Annotated in this window: 16 protein-coding genes; 14 read left to right on the top strand and 2 right to left on the bottom strand. The window is 65.3% G+C overall.

Going from position 1 to position 16,886, the window contains the following annotated elements; genetic code table 11:
- Window positions 1–29 precede the first annotated feature (29 nt).
- The 6 genes from HDG32_RS04435 to HDG32_RS04410 all read left to right on the top strand — a co-directional run bounded on the left by HDG32_RS04435 (window position 30) and on the right by HDG32_RS04410 (window position 5,564).
- Window positions 30–356, top strand: coding sequence for a YbaB/EbfC family nucleoid-associated protein (locus tag HDG32_RS04435; protein ID WP_008923976.1), 327 nt, complete (start codon window positions 30–32; stop codon window positions 354–356).
- Between the two features lie 227 nt (window positions 357–583).
- A complete protein-coding gene (gene recR / locus HDG32_RS04430) occupies window positions 584–1,180 on the top strand; it encodes a recombination mediator RecR (RefSeq protein ID WP_018418135.1) in 597 nt (198 codons plus the stop codon).
- 108 nt (window positions 1,181–1,288) lie between these two features.
- On the top strand, window positions 1,289–2,530 hold the full coding sequence (locus tag HDG32_RS04425) for a CaiB/BaiF CoA-transferase family protein (protein ID WP_184063700.1): 1,242 nt from the start codon (window positions 1,289–1,291) through the stop codon (window positions 2,528–2,530).
- Between the two features lie 160 nt (window positions 2,531–2,690).
- Window positions 2,691–3,728 (top strand): ABC transporter substrate-binding protein, encoded by a 1,038-nt coding sequence (locus tag HDG32_RS04420; RefSeq protein ID WP_184063698.1) that lies wholly within the window; start codon window positions 2,691–2,693, stop codon window positions 3,726–3,728.
- Between the two features lie 127 nt (window positions 3,729–3,855).
- A complete protein-coding gene (locus HDG32_RS04415) occupies window positions 3,856–4,668 on the top strand; it encodes an ABC transporter ATP-binding protein (protein ID WP_184003433.1) in 813 nt (270 codons plus the stop codon).
- Between the two features lie 71 nt (window positions 4,669–4,739).
- Window positions 4,740–5,564 carry an ABC transporter permease gene (locus HDG32_RS04410; RefSeq protein WP_090804632.1) on the top strand — a complete coding sequence of 275 codons (825 nt, stop codon included), beginning with the start codon at window positions 4,740–4,742 and terminating at the stop codon, window positions 5,562–5,564.
- A 78-nt stretch (window positions 5,565–5,642) separates the two neighbouring features.
- Here HDG32_RS04410 and HDG32_RS04405 read toward each other — a convergent pair whose 3' ends face one another.
- Window positions 5,643–6,617, bottom strand: a complete 975-nt coding sequence (locus HDG32_RS04405) for an NADPH:quinone oxidoreductase family protein (RefSeq protein ID WP_090804634.1) — start codon at window positions 6,615–6,617, stop codon at window positions 5,643–5,645.
- Window positions 6,618–6,961: 344 nt separating this feature from the next.
- Here HDG32_RS04405 and surE point away from each other — a divergent pair, with 344 nt between their 5' ends.
- The 6 genes from surE (at window position 6,962) to rlmD (ending at window position 13,322) form a co-directional block, all read left to right on the top strand.
- Window positions 6,962–7,720: a 5'/3'-nucleotidase SurE gene (gene surE / locus HDG32_RS04400; RefSeq protein WP_184063695.1), complete on the top strand. Its 759-nt coding sequence runs from the start codon at window positions 6,962–6,964 to the stop codon at window positions 7,718–7,720.
- A complete protein-coding gene (locus tag HDG32_RS04395; protein ID WP_184063692.1) occupies window positions 7,717–8,904 on the top strand; it encodes a protein-L-isoaspartate(D-aspartate) O-methyltransferase in 1,188 nt (395 codons plus the stop codon). Before surE ends, HDG32_RS04395 begins: the two co-directional genes overlap by 4 nt.
- Window positions 8,905–8,909: 5 nt before the next feature.
- Window positions 8,910–9,860, top strand: coding sequence for a peptidoglycan DD-metalloendopeptidase family protein (locus HDG32_RS04390; RefSeq protein ID WP_184028933.1), 951 nt, complete (start codon window positions 8,910–8,912; stop codon window positions 9,858–9,860).
- 11 nt (window positions 9,861–9,871) lie between these two features.
- A complete protein-coding gene (gene rpoS, locus HDG32_RS04385) occupies window positions 9,872–10,960 on the top strand; it encodes an RNA polymerase sigma factor RpoS (protein WP_018418126.1) in 1,089 nt (362 codons plus the stop codon).
- A 4-nt stretch (window positions 10,961–10,964) separates the two neighbouring features.
- A complete protein-coding gene (locus HDG32_RS04380) occupies window positions 10,965–11,741 on the top strand; it encodes a 3'-5' exonuclease (RefSeq protein ID WP_184028919.1) in 777 nt (258 codons plus the stop codon).
- A 150-nt stretch (window positions 11,742–11,891) separates the two neighbouring features.
- Window positions 11,892–13,322 carry a 23S rRNA (uracil(1939)-C(5))-methyltransferase RlmD gene (gene rlmD, locus HDG32_RS04375; protein WP_184028916.1) on the top strand — a complete coding sequence of 477 codons (1,431 nt, stop codon included), beginning with the start codon at window positions 11,892–11,894 and terminating at the stop codon, window positions 13,320–13,322.
- Window positions 13,323–13,415: 93 nt separating this feature from the next.
- Here rlmD and HDG32_RS04370 read toward each other — a convergent pair whose 3' ends face one another.
- Complete coding sequence (locus HDG32_RS04370; protein ID WP_184063689.1) at window positions 13,416–14,276, bottom strand: outer membrane protein assembly factor BamD; 861 nt, start codon at window positions 14,274–14,276, stop codon at window positions 13,416–13,418.
- 38 nt (window positions 14,277–14,314) lie between these two features.
- Between HDG32_RS04370 and HDG32_RS04365 the strand changes: the two genes are divergently transcribed.
- Together HDG32_RS04365 and pgeF are read left to right on the top strand one after the other, a co-directional pair.
- A complete protein-coding gene (locus HDG32_RS04365) occupies window positions 14,315–15,565 on the top strand; it encodes an RluA family pseudouridine synthase (protein WP_184063686.1) in 1,251 nt (416 codons plus the stop codon).
- Window positions 15,562–16,425, top strand: a complete 864-nt coding sequence (gene pgeF / locus HDG32_RS04360) for a peptidoglycan editing factor PgeF (RefSeq protein WP_184063683.1) — start codon at window positions 15,562–15,564, stop codon at window positions 16,423–16,425. The genes HDG32_RS04365 and pgeF overlap by 4 nt, the downstream gene beginning before the upstream one ends.
- Window positions 16,426–16,886 lie beyond the last annotated feature (461 nt).

Genomic DNA, 16,886 nt, shown 5'->3' with positions numbered 1-16,886 from the left:
ATTCCACGCTATCTAGAAGGAGCACGTCCATGATGAAAGGCCAACTCGCCGGGCTGATGAAGCAAGCCCAGCAGATGCAGGAAAACATGAAGAAGATGCAGGAGCAACTCGCGCAGATCGAAGTCGAGGGGCAGTCGGGTGCCGGTCTCGTCAAGGTGACGATGACCTGCAAGAACGACGTGCGCCGCGTGTCGATCGACCCGAGCCTGCTCGCCGACGACAAGGACATGCTGGAAGATCTCGTCGCCGCCGCGTTCAACGACGCCGTGCGCAAGGCCGAGGCGACCGCGCAGGAAAAGATGGGCGGCATGACCGCCGGCCTGCCGCTGCCGCCGGGTTTCAAGCTGCCGTTCTGAACCTGTTCTGATTGAGAGAGGGCTGAAGCGGGTGAGCGCCGCGGCGATTGATTGCCGCGGTGCGAACGCAGACGCTCGCCGCCGCGCGCCGCGTGCAGGCTGGAAACATCGAACCTGCAGCCGTGCGTGAAAGCGTCGTCGCGGCGTGAAAGCGCGGCCCGGTTCGAGCAACGCCCCCGCATCCCAATTCGCCCACCCGAGCACCTCCCACGTCGACGCCGATCCGCATGAAACAACCTTCCGCCCTGTCGGCGCTCGTCGAAGCGCTGCGCGCGCTGCCCGGTGTCGGGCCGAAGTCCGCGCAGCGCATGGCGTATCACCTGATGCAGCACGATCGCGAAGGCGCCGAAAAGCTCGGGCGCTCGCTGTTGTTCGCGACCGAGCATCTGCGTCACTGCGAAAAGTGCAACACATTTACCGAAGCGCAGATCTGCGAGGTCTGCCTCGATGAGGAGCGCGATCCGTCGCTGCTGTGCGTCGTCGAAACGCCGGCCGACCAGATCATGCTCGAACAGACGATGACCTATCGCGGCCTCTATTTCGTGCTGATGGGGCGGTTGAGTCCGCTCGACGGCATCGGCCCGAAGGAAATCCATTTCGACCGGCTCGTGAAGCGCGCGTCGGATGGCGTCGTCAAGGAAGTCGTGCTGGCCACCAATTTCACCAACGAGGGTGAGGCTACCGCGCATTACCTCGGACAGACGCTGAAGGCGCGCGGCCTTGCCGTGACGCGTCTCGCGCGCGGCGTGCCGGTGGGCGGCGAGCTCGAGTATGTCGACGCGGGCACGATCGCGCGCGCGATGCTCGACCGTCGTTCGATGTAGCCACGCGGCTTTCGTTGGTCGCCGCCATATCCGTCCAGGCACGCATCGTCGCAAGTCGTTGCAAACCAGACAGACCGGGTACACAACGATGCAGAACCAGGGAGACTCATGAGCGCCACCCCCGAATCAGGCGCGAGCGCCGCACCGCATGACGCGTGCGGTCCGCTCGCCGGCGTCAAGGTGCTGGAACTCGGCACGCTGATCGCCGGGCCGTTCGCCGCGCGTTTTCTCGGCGAGTTCGGCGCCGACGTCGTCAAGATCGAGGACCCCAAAGGCGGCGACCCGCTGCGCAAATGGCGCAAGCTGTACCCGGAAGTCGGCGGTACGTCGCTGTGGTGGGCCGTGCAGGCGCGCAACAAGAAGTCCGTCACGATCAACCTGAAAGCCGAAGAGGGCAAGGAGATCGTGCGGCGCCTCGCGAAAGAGGCCGATATCGTCGTCGAGAATTTTCGGCCCGGTCTGCTCGAAAAGCTCGGGCTCGGCTACGACGTGCTGTCCGCCGAGAACCCCGGCCTCGTGATGGTGCGTCTGTCGGGCTACGGCCAGACGGGCCCGTATCGCGACCGGCCCGGCTTCGGCGCGATCGCCGAGTCGATGGGCGGTCTGCGCCATATCACCGGCTATCCGGATCTGCCGCCGCCGCGCATCGGCATTTCGATCGGCGATTCGATCGCCGCGCTGCACGGTGTGATCGGCGCGCTGATGGCGCTGCATCACAAGCAGATGAATGGCGGCAACGGGCAGGTCGTCGACGTCGCGCTGTACGAGGCCGTCTTCAACATGATGGAAAGCGTGGTGCCCGAATACGGCGTCTACGGCATGGTGCGCGAGCGTACCGGCGCGTCTCTGCCGGGCATCGTGCCGTCGAATACGTATCCGTGCCGCGACGGCAGCATCGTGATCGGCGGCAATAGCGATCCGATCTTCAGGCGCCTGATGATCGCGATCGAACGCGACGATCTCGCCAACGATCCGGCGCTCGCGCATAACGATGGCCGCGTGCCGCGCACGCAGGAAATCGACGCCGCGATCGGCGCGTGGCTGTCCACGCGCACGATCGACGAAGCGCTCGCGGTGCTGAACGCGGCCGACGTGCCGGTGGGCCGCATCTACAGCGTAGCCGATATGTTCACCGATCCGCAGTTCATGGCGCGGCAGATGATCCAGCGGTTCAAGTGGCAGGACGGCAAGGAAATCACGCTGCCCACGGTTACGCCGAAGCTGTCGGCGACGCCCGGTGAGACGCGCTGGCTGGGGCCAGAACTGGGTGAACATACCGATGAAGTCCTGCAATCGCTAGGTTATGATGCTGACGGCATCGCGCGGTTGCGGGCGCAACAGATCGTCTGATGCGCACAGCGCAACGCATGGAGAAAGGCGCGTAAAGCGCGGCGCTGACGCACGATTCGCGCCTTGCGACCGGCAGCCCCACACTGTGGCCAAGCGCTTGCGCAACGCGCACACGGGCGGTCAAAAAGCCGGACTACAAAAAATCTGGAGACAACGGACCATGCAACGCAGAACCTTCCTCGCCGGCGGTGCGGCGCTCGCGGGCGCCTCGCTCGCGGCCACGTCGTTCGCTTTCGCGCAGGGCAAGCCCGAGACCACCAAGGTCGCCATCGCGGTCGGCGGCAAGAACCTGTTCTACTACCTGCCGCTGACGATCGCCGAGCGCCGCAACTACTTCAGGGACGAGGGGCTCGAAGTCGAGATTTCCGACTTCGCGGGCGGCTCGCAGGCGTTGAAGGCGGCAGTCGGCGGAAGCGCCGACGTGGTCTCCGGCGCGTTCGAACACACGCTGCTGTTGCAGGCGCAAAAGCAGATGTTCCGCGAATTCGTGCTGCAGGGCCGCGCGCCGCAGATCGTGCTGGCGGTGTCGAAGAAGACGATGCCGAACTACAAGTCGATCGCCGATCTGAAGGGCAAGAAGATTGGCGTGACCGCGCCGGGTTCGTCGACGGCGATCATGGCGAGCTTCGTCCTCGCGAAAGCAGGGCTCAGTCCGAAGGACGTCGCGTTCATCGGCGTGGGCGCCGGTGCCGGCGCGATCGCCGCGCTGCAGTCCGGGCAGATCGACGCGATCGCCAATCTCGATCCGGTCGTCACGCGCCTCGAGCGCGCCGGCGACGTGCGCGTCGTGTCGGATACCCGCACGCTCACCGATACGCACATCGTGTTCGGCGGCGACATGCCGGCGGGCTGCCTGTACGCATCGCAGTCGTTCATCACGAAGAACCCGAACACCACGCAGGCGCTGACCAATGCGATGGTGCGCGCGCTCAAGTGGCTGCAGAACGCGAGCGGCAGCGAACTGATCAACACGGTGCCGGAGAGCTATCTGCTCGGCGACCGCGCGCTCTATCTCGACGCGTGGCAGCACGTGCGCGAAGCGATGTCGCCCGACGGCCTGATGCCCGCCGACGGTCCCGCGACGTCGCTGAAGACGCTGAAAGCGTTCGATCCGGTGATCCAGAACGCGCAGATCGATCTGTCGAAGACGTGGACCAACGACTTCGTGAAGAAGGCGCTCGCGACCGTCAAGGCATAAACGACGCGGCGCGCGCACAGGCGCATCGAATGGGACGTGGACAGGGCGATTCGCCGCGTCCACAGCCGTCGCCCCAGCGTCGCCGCGACAACTCCCCGCTAACCCGATTCCCGAAGCGAGCCGTACGATGACCGTTGCTGCCTTGGCGCTCGAAAACATCACCTGCACGTTCGCCGCGCGTGACAACCGCGCCCAGCGCTACACAGCAGTTAAGGACACGACGCTGCGTATCGAACCCGGCGAGTTCGTGTCGGTCGTCGGGCCGACTGGCTGCGGCAAGTCCACGCTGCTGAACATCGGCGCGGGGCTGCTCCAGCCGTCGACGGGCGGCGTCAGCGTGTTCGGCGAAAAGCTCAGCGGCCTGAATCGCCGAGCGGGCTATATGTTCCAGGCAGATGCGCTGATGCCGTGGCGCTCGGCGCTCGACAACGTGATGGCCGGCCTGTCGTTTCACCGCGTGCCGGCCTCGGAAGCGCGCGCGAAGGCCGAAGAGTGGTTGAAGCGTGTCGGCCTCGGCGGCTTCGGCGACCGCTATCCGCATCAGCTGTCGGGCGGCATGCGCAAGCGCGTCGCGATGGCGCAGACGCTGATCCTCGACCCCGACATCATCCTCATGGACGAGCCGTTTTCCGCGCTGGATATTCAAACGCGGCAGCTGATGGAAAACGAGCTGCTCGATCTCTGGGCCGCGAAGCGCAAGGCCGTGCTGTTCATTACGCACGATCTCGACGAAGCGATCGCGATGTCGGACCGCGTGGTGGTACTGTCGGCCGGGCCTGCGACGCATCCGATCGGCGAGTTCCGGATCGATCTGCCGCGGCCGCGCGATGTCGCCGAAATCCGTTCGCATCCGCGCTTCGTCGAGTTGCATGCGCAGCTCTGGGGTGTGCTGCGCGACGAGGTGCTCAAGGGTTATCAGCAGCAACTGACCGCTGTTTAAATGTGCCGCGCATCCCCGCCTGCGCATCGAAAAGAAGACGTGTTCAATAATCGTCCAAGGCAAACCAAGTCATGTGGAAGACGTTGCGCCCGAGCCGGGCGAATCTGGTGATCTGGCAGTGGCTGCTGCTCGTGCTGTGCTTCGTGCTGTGGTACGTGCTGACGAGCCCGACGCTGATACCGCCGTTCTATTTCGACGATCCGAACAAGGCGGCGTTTTTCTTTGGCGAGCCGCAGAAAGTACTGCAGCGGATCTGGGAATGGTTCACGGGCGGCGAGATCTATCTGCATCTGTGGATCACGCTCGTCGAGACCGTGCTCGCGTTCGTCTTTGGCACCACGATCGGGCTCGGCGTCGGCCTGTGGCTCGCGCTCGCGCCGACCGCGAGCGCGCTGTTCGATCCGTACGTGAAGGCCGCGAACTCGATGCCGCGCGTGATTCTCGCGCCGATCTTCGGCGTGTGGTTCGGCCTCGGCATCTGGTCGAAGGTCGCACTCGGCGTCACGCTGGTGTTCTTCATCGTGTTCTTCAACGTCTACCAGGGCGTGAAGGAAGTGAGCCCGGTCGTGCTCGCGAACGCGCGCATGCTCGGCGCGAACCGCAAACAGCTGCTGCGTTTCGTCTATCTGCCGAGCGCGATGAGCTGGGTGTTTTCGAGCCTGCATACGTCGGTGGGGCTTGCGTTCGTCGGCTCGGTGGTGGGCGAGTATCTGGGCTCGGCGCGCGGCGTCGGCTATCTGATCCTGCAGGCCGAGGGCACCTTCGATATCAACACGGTGTTCGCGGGGATTCTGGTGTTGACCGCGTTCGCGCTGATTCTCGATGCGATCGTCGGGACCGCGGAGCGGCGTTTGATGAAGTGGCAGCCGCGCACCGGGGATACCGAGAAGCTGTGAACGTGGATCGCAAGCGGCGCGGCGGCCGAAATCGCAGTCGGCCGCCGCGCCGTTTTTGATGCTGCTTTATTGGTTGTGCTACGGCGTGATGACCACCTTGCCGATCACGCGGCGCTCGGCCATGTCGCGCAACGCGCGGCCGGTGTCGTCGAGCGAGTAGCGGGCCGACACGTAGGGCTTGAGCTTGCCTTCACGAATCCAGCCGGTCATCTGCTCGAATGCCGCGCGATTGCGCTGCGGCTCACGCTTTGCGAAGTCGCCCCAGAACACGCCGACCACGCTTGCGCCCTTGAGCAACATCAGGTTCAGCGGCAGCCTTGGAATCTCGCCATTCGCAAAGCCGACCACCAGATAACGCCCCCTCCAGCCGATGCTGCGAAACGCCGGCTCCGCATACACGCCGCCGACCGGGTCGTAGATCACGTCCGGACCTTTGCCATCGGTGAGCGCCTTGATGCGCTCGCGCAGATCCTCGGTGTTGTAGTTGATCGTCGCGTCCGCGCCGTGCTTCACGCAGGTCGCGAGCTTTTCGTCGCTCGATGCCGCCGCGATCACGCGCGCGCCGAGCGCCTTGCCGATTTCGACCGCCGCCAGCCCGACGCCGCCGGCCGCGCCGAGCACGAGCATCGTCTCGCCCGGCTGCAGCGCGCCGCGATCGACCACCGCGTGATGCGAGGTGCCATACGCGAGCGTGAACGCGGCCGCGAGTTCGAACGACACGTCATCGTCGAGCGGCACGCAGGCCGCGGCGGGCGCAAGCGCCTGCTCGGCAAAACCGCCGGAGCCGGTGAACGCGGCCACGCGCGAACCAGGCTTGAACTGCGTGACGCCTTCGCCCACCGCGCGAACGATGCCTGCGGCTTCCGAACCGGGCGTGAACGGCAGCGGCGGCTTGAACTGGTATTTGTTCTCGATGATCAGCACGTCGGGAAAATTGACGGCCGCGGCCTTCACGTCGATCACGACGTGGCCAGGCGGCGCTTCGAGATCCGCCAGGTTGTCGACGACCAGGCTCTCGGGCGGCCCGTACTGCTTGCAGCGAATCGCGCGCATCGTGTCTCCGTATCGTTCAGGGTTTGCACTGTTTTTGAGTGTAAAGCAAAGCGCACGACCGTGCGATTTATTGCGCTGCGGGTTACAACGTGCAGCGCGCTTTTGATACGTCGCGCGCGCTTCTCGCGCAAGCCGTATTGCATTGCACAGCGCGAAGTACGCACAGGATGCCGATTCATCGACGAGCGCGCACGGCCGCGCGTTCAGTGCGAAGCAGCATCTTTGCGTTCGATACAAGCATCCGCGCACCTGGAAAATACTGGCTCGCACGACGCTTGTGCACGCCACGCGGACACGCCGTCCATGTCGTTCGCGTGCCATCTTTCCTCGGTTACAATCGGCGCATGCGAATCCTACTCAGCAACGACGACGGTTATCTGGCGCCGGGCCTCGCCGCGCTTTACGAAGCGCTGAAGCCGATCGCCAACGTCACCGTGATGGCTCCCGAACAGAACTGCAGCGCCGCGTCGAATTCCCTGACGCTGTGGCGGCCGCTGTCGGTTCTGCGTTCGGCGAACGGTTTCTACTACGTGAACGGCACGCCGACCGACTCGGTGCACATCGCACTGACCGGCATGCTCGACCATACACCGGACCTCGTCGTGTCGGGTATCAACAACGGCCAGAACATGGGCGACGACACGCTGTATTCCGGCACCGTCGCAGCCGCCACCGAAGGCATCATGTTCGGGGTGCCGGCCATCGCGTTCTCGCTCGTCGACAAGGACTGGGCGCATCTCGAAGACGCGGCCCGCGTTGCCGCCGAAATCGTCGCGCATTATCTCGCGCGGCCGTTGCCGGGACATCCGCTGCTGAACGTCAATATTCCTAACCTGCCGTATGACGAACTGCGCGGCTGGCAGATCACGCGACTCGGCAAACGTCATCCGTCGCAGCCGGTGATCCGCCAGACCAATCCGCGCGGCGAACCGATCTATTGGATCGGCGCCTCGGGCCAGGCGCGCGACGCGAGCGAAGGCACGGACTTCCATGCGGTGGCCAACGGCGCCGTGTCGATCACGCCGCTGCAGCTCGATCTGACCTACACGCAAATGCTGCCTGCGGCGCGCGACTGGCTGCGCGCCGGGAGCGGCAGTTCATGACCGGCGAGCGCGCGAAGCGCTTTCCGTTAGGTCTCGAGGACCTGGTGCGCGAACCGCGCCGGCCCGAGGGACGTCCGGGTGAGATGCGCGCGGCGGCGCTCGCGGCGAGCGCGGCGTTGAACGCACGGCAGCAGTCGGCGAAACCGACGCAGGGCGGCGCGGCCGCACGGGCGCAAGCGAGGACCTCAGCTGCTGCGCAATCTACGCCGGCGACGCGACCCCAGGTGATTCCCCAGGCGAAGACGCAAAGCGCTTCGTTCGGTACGTCAACGGCGGCGACCGGTGCAATGCCGCCAAAGCCGCAGGCCGCGCCAGTCGCAAAGACAACGGCGAACTCGTTGGCTGGTGCATTGGCGGGGCAGCCTGTCAAGCAAGCACCAAAGTCGTCGGTCAAGCCAGGCAAAAACTCGACGCATGCGTCTGGCCACAGCGCACGCGCGACGCCATCGCCACTCCAGTCGCAACTGCAGCAAAGCGCGAAACCCGCGCCGAACGCCGCGTTGGCCGGTGCAATGAGCGGCGCGATGAACAACGCCTTGGCGCTGACCTCGGAACGGGTTCGCGAACGCATGGTCGAACGCGTGCGAGCCAATGGCGTCAGCGATCAGCGTGTGCTGAACGCGATGGCGGCGGTGCCGCGCCACATGTTCGTCGATCCGGGTCTTGCGGCCCAGGCGTACGAAGATGCCGCGCTGCCGATCGGTCATCACCAGACTATCTCGAAGCCGTCGGTGGTTGCGCGAATGATCGAACTCGCGGCGGCCGGGCGCGCGCTGAACACGGTGCTCGAAATCGGCACCGGTTGCGGCTATCAGGCGGCGGTGCTGAGCCAGGTCGCACGCGAGGTTTATTCGATCGAACGCATCAAGCCGCTGTCCGAGCGCGCGAAGACGAATCTGCGTCCGCTGCGCATTCCGAATATCCGGCTGCATTACGGCGACGGGCGGCTCGGTTTGCCGTCGGCGGCCCCGTTCGACGCGATCGTGATCGCGGCGGCCGGGCTCGACGTGCCGCAGGCGTTGCTCGAGCAGCTTGCGATCGGCGGACGTCTGGTTGCGCCGGTCGGCTCGCAGGAAGGACAGAGCCAGGTGCTGACGCTGATCGAGCGCCTCGGCCCCGCGCAATGGCGCGAGTCGCGGCTTGATCGCGTTTTCTTTGTACCCTTAAAATCCGGAGTGATTTGACACCGATGAGTATGTTGCGCGCGATGCAGAGAACCACCCCGAATACCCCCCTGACCGTAACCCAGCGCAGCGTGTGCGTGCTCGCCTTGTCCCTGTTGATGACGGCCTGTGCATCCCGGCTCGACCAGGCGCCCGTCGTCGACCGCTCCGGCGGCGGCACGCTCGCCACCGCGCAGGGCGCGGCGCAACCGGCGGTGCCGCTCGGCCCGCCGCCGCCCGGCTACTATCGCGTGAAGCCGGGCGATACGCTGTACCGCATTGCGCTCGAAAACGGCCAGAATTACCGCGACATCTCGACGTGGAACAACCTGACCAACCCGAATCAGATCGAAGTCGACCAGCTGCTGCGCGTCGTGCCGCCGGGCGCGAATACCGCGGCCATGACGCCGGGCGTGTCGACCGCGCCGATCGGCAGCACGGGCGCGGTGCAAAGCGCACCGCTGAACAACAACGCGCCGGCCGTGGTCGGCGCCGCGATGCCGCCGCTCTACGGCGGCGCGACGAACGGTACGCCCGCGAATGGTGCGGTAGCTGCGCCTCCGGCCAATCCCTCTGCGGCGAGCGCCGACATCGGCAGCGCCGCGGCAGGCAACGTAGCATTTGCATGGCCGGTGCGCGGTCCGCTGCTCAACACGTTCAACGACTCGACCAACAAGGGCGTCAATATCGGCGGCTCCGCGGGCGAGCCGGTTAAAGCGTCAGCCGATGGTCGCGTCGTCTATGCCGGAAATGGGCTGCGTGGTTACGGCAATCTCATTATCATCAAGCATGATGCAACTTATCTCACTGCGTATGCACACAACCGCGCTTTGATGGTAAAAGAGGGGGACGCGGTTACGAAGGGGCAGAAGATCGCAGAGATGGGCAATAGCGATTCCGACCGTGTGATGTTGCATTTCGAAGTTCGCCGACAGGGTAAACCAGTCGACCCACTGAAGTATTTGCCGCCGCAATAAGCGATACGACCATGCCGAAATCGAAGCGCCGCCCGCCCCAAGCCGAGTCTGAGACGATCAGCGAAGTCACGTCTGCCGCAGTGGACGAAAGCGGCGCTTCGGAAGTGGAAGAAGAGGTCGCGGAGGAGCGCGATCTCGACGAACGCCAGAGCGGCCTCGACGACAGCGAGAGCGCTGACGCGCGCGAAACCACCGGCGAGGCGCCGCCCGACGCCGACGATTTCCGCGCACTGCTGCAGGCCGAGCTCACGGCCGACACGATCCAGCATTATCTGAATCGCATCAGCGTGAAGCCGTTGCTCACCGTCGAGGAAGAGCAGAAATATTCGCGCCTTGCCAAGGCCGGCGAGTTCGAAGCGCGGCAGGTGATGATCGAGCGCAATCTGCGGCTGGTCGTCAGCATTGCCAAGGGTTATCTGAATCGCGGCGTGCCGCTGCTCGATCTGATCGAGGAGGGCAACCTCGGCCTCATGCACGCAATCGAAAAATTCGATCCGACGCGCGGCTTCCGTTTCTCGACCTACGCGACGTGGTGGATCCGCCAGAGCATCGAGCGCGCGATCATGAACCAGGCGCGTACGGTGCGATTGCCCGTCCATGTGATTCGTGAGCTCAACCAGGTGTTGCGCGCGAAGCGCCATCTGGAAAAGAACTCGATGAATTCGGGGGAGGCGGCCGAGCGCCGCGACGCGAGCATCGACGACATCGCTTATCTGACCGGCAAGACCACCGACGAAGTCACCGACATCCTCGCGCTGAACGAGCACACCGCCTCGCTCGATGCGCCGCTCGATCTCGATCCGGCGAGCAGCCTGCTCGATCTGCTGTCGGACGACCAGAGCCAGTCGCCAGACGCCGAAGTGCAGCATCGCGAGCTCGAAACACTGACACGCGCATGGCTCGCGCGTTTGTCGGACAAGCACCGCCATGTGATCGAGCGGCGCTTCGGTCTGAATCACATCGAGCCCGCCACGCTCGAGGAGCTGGCCGACGAAATGGGCCTCACGCGCGAGCGTGTGCGCCAGATCCAACAGGAAGCGCTGGTGCGACTGAAGCGCTTCTTTGCCTCAAACGGTGTCCGCAAAGACGCCGTTCTCTGACCTGATGACACCGATTCTTGTTTTCGACATCGAGACGATTCCCGATGTCGCCGGCATCCGCCGGCTTGAAGATTTGCCCGCGTCGATGAGCGACGCCGACGTCGCCGAGCACGCGTTCGCCGCACGCCGCGAAAAAACGGGCAGCGATTTTCTGCCGCATCACCTCCAGCGGGTCGCGGCGATTTCCTGCGTGTTCCGTGACAACAACGGTTTTCGCGTGCGCTCGCTCGGTACGCCCGAGGACGGCGAGGCGACGCTCGTGCAGTCGTTCTATCGCGTGATCGAAAAGTACACGCCGCAACTCGTGTCGTGGAACGGCGGCGGTTTCGATCTGCCGGTGCTCAACTACCGCGCGCTCGTCAACGGCATCCCCGCCTACCGGTTCTGGGATCTCGGCGAGGACGACCGCGACTTCAAGTGGAACAACTACATCAGCCGCTACCACGCGCGACACACCGATCTGATGGACGTGCTCGCGATGTACCAGGCGCGCGCGAACGCGCCGCTCGACGCGCTCGCGAAGATGTGCGGCTTTCCGGGCAAGATGGGCATGGACGGCAGTCAGGTGTGGCAGGCGTTCCAGCAAGGGCGTATCGAGGAAATCCGCAATTACTGCGAGACCGACGTCGTCAATACGTACCTGCTGTATTGCCGCTTCCAACTGATGCGCGGCGGCTTTTCGCCGTCGGAGTATGCTGACGAGATCAACCTCGTGAAGAACGCGCTCGCGCTGGAAAGCGCGCCGCAGTGGGCCGAGTATCTGGCGGCGTTCGTGCAGTAAGCGCGCGCGAGCAGAGCCTCCGCCGGGGAGCCGCAATCCGGGCCGCGATCCGCACTCGCTCCGCGTGTGGTCCGCACCGCATCGCAGGCAAGCCCGGCGCTTCGTCTACAATCTCGCCTTTCCCCCCTTAGTTTGTCAGGAAGTCCGCAGGTGTCCCGAACTGCCCCCCCACGTCGCTCGCCGCGGCGCTCATCGAAGCATGCCAGGGCGCACGCCCCGGCGCCGGCGCCCGTCATTACCGGCAACGAACCGCTCATCGAAATCGTTTCGCTCGATATGGAAGCGCGCGGCGTGGGCCGCACCACGAGCGAAGACGGCACGCCGGGCAAGGTCGTGTTCGTCGAAGGCGCGCTGCCGGGTGAACTCGTCAGTTATTCGACGCATCGCAGCAAGCCGAAATTCGAGCAGGCCGAAGTCGTCCAGGTGTTCCGCGAAAGCGTGATCCGCACGACGCCGAAATGCACGTACTTCAACATCTGCGGCGGCTGCTCGATGCAGCATCTCGACATGCGCGCGCAGGTGGCGGTCAAGCAGCGCGTGCTCGAGGACAGCCTGCAGCATCTGGCGAAGCTGCGCCCCGAAACGGTGTTCCGGCCGATTCACGGGCCGTCCTGGGGTTATCGCTATCGCGCGCGGCTCGCGGTGCGCTACCTGCCGGAGCGCGGCGGCATGCGCATCGGCTTTCACGAGAAGAAGAGCAGCTATATCGCCGACATGAAGACCTGCGAGGTGCTGCCGCCGCATGTGTCGGCCATGCTGATGCCGCTGCGTTTCATGGTCCGCAAGCTGTCTATCTACGACCGCATGCCGCAGCTCGAGCTCGCGGTCGGCTCGTCGGTCACGGCGCTCGTCGTGCGCAACCTCGAACCGCTGACGGCCGGGGACGAGCAGGTGCTGCGCGAGTTCGCGGACGAGCACAAGGTGCAGTTCTGGATCCAGCCGGGCGGTCCCGACACGGTCACGCCGCTTTATCCTCTCGACGTGCAGCTCGACTACACGCTGCCCGAATACGGCATCCGTATGCCATTCAAGCCAACTGATTTCACCCAGGTCAATCACGCGATCAACCGCGTGCTGGTGAGCCGCGCGCTGCGCCTGCTGGCGCCGGCACGCACCGACCGCGTGCTCGACCTGTTCTGCGGGATCGGCAACTTCACGCTGCCGCTCGCGCGAATCTCGCGGGAAGTGGTCGGCATCGAGGGTAGCGAAGTGCTGACCCAGCGCGCGCTCGCGAATGCGGAGCTGAATGGCGTCGCCGGGCATACGTCGTTCGCGTGCCGCAACCTGTTCGAAGTCACCGCCGACGACTTGCGCGCGCTCGGCCACTTCGACAAGTTCCTCGTCGATCCGCCGCGCGAAGGCGCGCTCGCGATCGCGAAGGCGCTCGCGGAGATCGCGCAGAGCGGCAACGGGCCGCTGCCGACGCGCATCGTCTATGTGTCGTGCGCGCCGGCCACGCTCGCGCGCGATGCCGGGCTGCTCGTGCATGAGGCCGGCTATCGGCTGGTGGGCGCGGGCGTCGTCAATATGTTCCCGCATACGTCGCACGTGGAATCGATTGCGCTGTTCGAGCGCGATTGAGTCTCGCGGCGCGCATAAACGAAAACGCCACGACCGAGGTCGTGGCGTTTTCGTTTTCAGACGAAGGTCAGTGTGCCGTCGGCGCGTGAGGGCTCAGAACTGCCACCACGACTTCGCCGTGCCGGGCCGTGCGTGGCCGGTCACGTACGGGCTGTCGGGGAAGGTGCCGGCCAGCACGCGACGAGTGTCGTCGGCGAGTTGCTGGTTGTTCAGCTTCTCGTACGACAGGATCATGATGTGCAGCGCGTCTTCGATGGCCGGCGCGTTCTTGTACTCGCGCAATGCGAGCTGCGCACGGTTGATGGCGGCGACATAGGCGCCGCGGCGATAGTAGTAGTCCGCGGCGTGGACTTCGTGCGATGCAAGCGCATTCACGATGTAGCGCATGCGCTGGGCGGCGTCCGGCGCGTACTTGCTGTTCGGGAAGCGGTCCACCACGACCTTGAACGCGTCATACGACTCGCGCAGCGACTTCGGATCGCGCTCGCTCATATCCTGGCCCGAGAAGCGGCCGAACAGACCGAGGTCGTCGTTGAAGTGGATCATGCCCTTCAGGTAATACGCGTAGGCGATGTCCGGATGATCCGGGTGCAGCTGGATGAAGCGGTCGATGGCCTGGTCGGCGGCGGCGTTTTCGTTGTCTTTCCAGTTGCAGTACGCGACGTTGATCTGCGCCTGCTGGGCGAAGTGGCCGAACGGGTCGCGGCCCTCGAGCAGCTCGAAATACTTCGCGCACTTGCCCCAGTCACCACCGGTCAGGGCGTCGTTCGCCTCCGTATATAATTTGTTGTTGTTCCACGCTGCCGTTTCGTCGGTCTTCTCCGGCAGGCCGTGGCAAGCCGCAACAGCGACGACGGCCGCGGCGCACGCAATGTATCCGGCCACTTTCCGGGCCGCCTTCTTGACGGCCGCCAAATTGATCGCCGCTTCAGTGATGGTGTTCAAGGCTCGCATTTTCCAGTCTAGCTTTACGTCCAGGTGACCCAGATTCAATGACCCGCTCAAATACTCCAGGCGCCGCAGGCGCCGGGAATAGCAACGAAGATTATAGCGTAAGCGCCGACCCGGCCGACGCGTTGGGCGTCGATTCCCTCGACGACGATTTCTCCAGCGACGCGCTCGCGGCAAGCATCCCGCAAGGCTCTGCGGCCGCGGCGGCACCCGTGCCCGTGCGCGCGGCCGACGAAGCGCCGCGCAGTGTCGTGGTACCCGACGAACTGGCCGGCGAGCGCCTCGACAAGGTGCTCGCCAAAGTATTCCCGGAGTTCTCGCGCAGCCGTCTGCAAAGCTGGATCGAGGCACAGCGGGTGCGCGTCGACGGCAAGGCGGCGAAGATCCGCCAGCCGGTGCCGCTTGGCGCGACGATCGAGCTCGTGCCCGATCTGCTGCCCGAGCAGCTCGCCTTCACGCCCGAGCCCGTGCCGCTCGACATCGTCTACGAGGACGACACGCTCGTCGTCATCAACAAGCCGGCCGGCATGGTCGTGCATCCGGCGGCTGGCAACTGGAGCGGCACCGTGCTGAACGGGCTGCTCTACCGCTATGGCGAGTCCGCGGCGGGTCTGCCGCGCGCGGGCATCGTGCATCGGCTCGACAAGGAGACCTCGGGGCTGATGGTGGTCGCGCGCACGCTCGAGGCGCAGACCGACCTCGTGCGCCAGTTGCAGGCGCGCACGGTCAAGCGCCGCTACCTCGCGCTCGTGTGGGGCAACCTGCCCGAAGAAGGCACGATCGACGCGCCGATCGGCCGCGATCCGCGCGAGCGCACGCGCATGGCCGTGGTGACGGGCGCGGCCGGCAAGCCGGCGCGCACGCATTTCCGGCGCGTGGCCTCGGCGATCTGGCAGCGTCAGCCGGTCACGGCGATTCACTGCGATCTGGAGACGGGGCGCACGCATCAGATTCGCGTGCATTGCGCGCACATCGGTCATCCGTTGCTCGGCGATCCCGTGTACGGACGCGCGCGCGGCAAGCGCTCGGTCACGCCGCTGCCAGACGGCTTCGCGCGCCAGGCGCTGCACGCGTGGCGGCTCGGCCTGATTCATCCGAAGACCGGCCGCTCGATGCAATGGCGCGCCGAGGTGCCGGCCGACATCGAGGCGTTGTCGGCCGCGCTCGGTCTGGGTCGCGACGACGCGGGCGAGTTCGACGATGCGTATGGCGAGGATGAGGACTACGATGCATCGGTCGACGACGGCGCGTACGATGAAGACAGCGACCACGACGAGGACGATCACGCATGAGCACCTATCTCCCGGAGCTGGGTTTTGCCGATGTCGTGCAACCCGCATGGAACGTGTCGCCGCGCGTGCGCGCGCTCGTGACCACCCGCGACGGCGGCCTCAGCGACGCGCCGTTCGGCCGCTGGCGCGACGGCGCCGACCAGCCCGGCGGGCTGAATCTGGGCATGAAGACCGGCGACGATCCCGCCGCGGTCGCGAGCAATCGCGCACGGCTCGTCGCGCTTGCCGGTGTTCGCGAGGCCGCGTGGCTCGAACAGATCCATGGCGCCGGCATCGTCCGCGCCGAGGATGCGATCGCGCACGCGCGCGAGCATGGTGCGCCGGCGCGCGCCGACGCGAGCGTCACCGATGGCGCGGGCATCGCGTGCGTCGTCATGGTCGCCGATTGCATGCCGGTGCTGTTGTGCGACGAAGCGGGGCGCGCGGTCGGCGCCGCGCATGCCGGGTGGCGCGGACTCGCGGCGGGCATCGTCGAGCAGACCGCCGCGCGGGTCGCGGCGCTGGCGGGTGTGCGGGCGAGCGAGCTGCATGCGTACCTCGGGCCGTCGATCGGGCCCAGCGCATTCGAAGTCGGCGCAGACGTGCGTGACGCCTTCATGACCGGTGCCGACGATGCACAACGCGACGCGACCGCGCAGGCGTTCGTCGCGCATCCCGCGAATGCCGGCAAATATCTCGCCGATCTGCCGGCGCTGGCGCGCCTGCGCCTGCAGCGGCTCGGCCTTACGCGCATCAGCGGCGGCGATCTGTGCACGGTCACGTTGCGCGAGCGTTTTTATTCGTATCGCCGTGATCGCGAGACCGGTCGCATGGCCGCGTTGATCTGGATCGACGAACAGGCGCAATCAATTGCCGATTAATTCGGGGTGGCGCGCGGGCGCATCTTGTCATACTTTTAAAATCGAGCCGTGGTTTTATTTCGCGTGAATGCGCACCGGGTCGTTATTCGCGAATCCCACTGCCGACCCCTCGCTGACGGCCCGTTCCCCGGCCTTCACACGCATTTTTTGTTGCGCCGCCGGAAGGCCCGCCGATAGCGCGAATCGCCCGCCGGCTGTGTGGGCGACCGAACGAATGAATATGCTTAAGTGCCATGCGCCCTAGGAGTTTTTCGGATTTACCCGCGGCAGGCCTCATTTGATTCGTTAAAGCGCGATTTGCCATACAGGGAAAACGATAATTAAAAAACTATCGCACTGCGGCAAAATCGGGAGCAAGCATTGACATGCCTTGTGATGGGGAGCAAGAATGTTCCTTCTAAGCTCCTCGTCGTTCATGGGACAGGGCGTGACGAAGTCGCGAGCAATCGCCACGTGCGCAC

The organism is Paraburkholderia sp. CI2 (genome assembly GCF_014201055.1).
GTDB classification, from domain to species: domain Bacteria; phylum Pseudomonadota; class Gammaproteobacteria; order Burkholderiales; family Burkholderiaceae; genus Paraburkholderia; species Paraburkholderia tuberum.
Note: the sequence above shows the minus strand (reverse complement) of the source record. Positions and strands in the feature narration are given on the sequence as shown.

Bases quoted from the DNA above. Each gene is read 5' to 3' on its own strand.
- HDG32_RS04420 (WP_184063698.1), top strand. From the start codon at position 2,691: ATGCAACGCAGAACCTTCCTCGCCGGCGGTGCGGCGCTCGCGGGCGCC.
- HDG32_RS04405 (WP_090804634.1), bottom strand. From the start codon at position 6,617: ATGCGCGCGATTCGCTGCAAGCAGTACGGGCCGCCCGAGAGCCTGGTC.
- pgeF (WP_184063683.1), top strand. From the start codon at position 15,562: ATGAGCACCTATCTCCCGGAGCTGGGTTTTGCCGATGTCGTGCAACCC.
- HDG32_RS04435 (WP_008923976.1), top strand. From the start codon at position 30: ATGATGAAAGGCCAACTCGCCGGGCTGATGAAGCAAGCCCAGCAGATG.
- recR (WP_018418135.1), top strand. From the start codon at position 584: ATGAAACAACCTTCCGCCCTGTCGGCGCTCGTCGAAGCGCTGCGCGCG.
- HDG32_RS04425 (WP_184063700.1), top strand. From the start codon at position 1,289: ATGAGCGCCACCCCCGAATCAGGCGCGAGCGCCGCACCGCATGACGCG.
- HDG32_RS04365 (WP_184063686.1), top strand. From the start codon at position 14,315: ATGACCCGCTCAAATACTCCAGGCGCCGCAGGCGCCGGGAATAGCAAC.
- HDG32_RS04380 (WP_184028919.1), top strand. From the start codon at position 10,965: ATGACACCGATTCTTGTTTTCGACATCGAGACGATTCCCGATGTCGCC.
- HDG32_RS04390 (WP_184028933.1), top strand. From the start codon at position 8,910: ATGAGTATGTTGCGCGCGATGCAGAGAACCACCCCGAATACCCCCCTG.
- HDG32_RS04410 (WP_090804632.1), top strand. From the start codon at position 4,740: ATGTGGAAGACGTTGCGCCCGAGCCGGGCGAATCTGGTGATCTGGCAG.
- surE (WP_184063695.1), top strand. From the start codon at position 6,962: ATGCGAATCCTACTCAGCAACGACGACGGTTATCTGGCGCCGGGCCTC.
- HDG32_RS04415 (WP_184003433.1), top strand. From the start codon at position 3,856: ATGACCGTTGCTGCCTTGGCGCTCGAAAACATCACCTGCACGTTCGCC.
- rpoS (WP_018418126.1), top strand. From the start codon at position 9,872: ATGCCGAAATCGAAGCGCCGCCCGCCCCAAGCCGAGTCTGAGACGATC.
- HDG32_RS04370 (WP_184063689.1), bottom strand. From the start codon at position 14,276: ATGCGAGCCTTGAACACCATCACTGAAGCGGCGATCAATTTGGCGGCC.
- HDG32_RS04395 (WP_184063692.1), top strand. From the start codon at position 7,717: ATGACCGGCGAGCGCGCGAAGCGCTTTCCGTTAGGTCTCGAGGACCTG.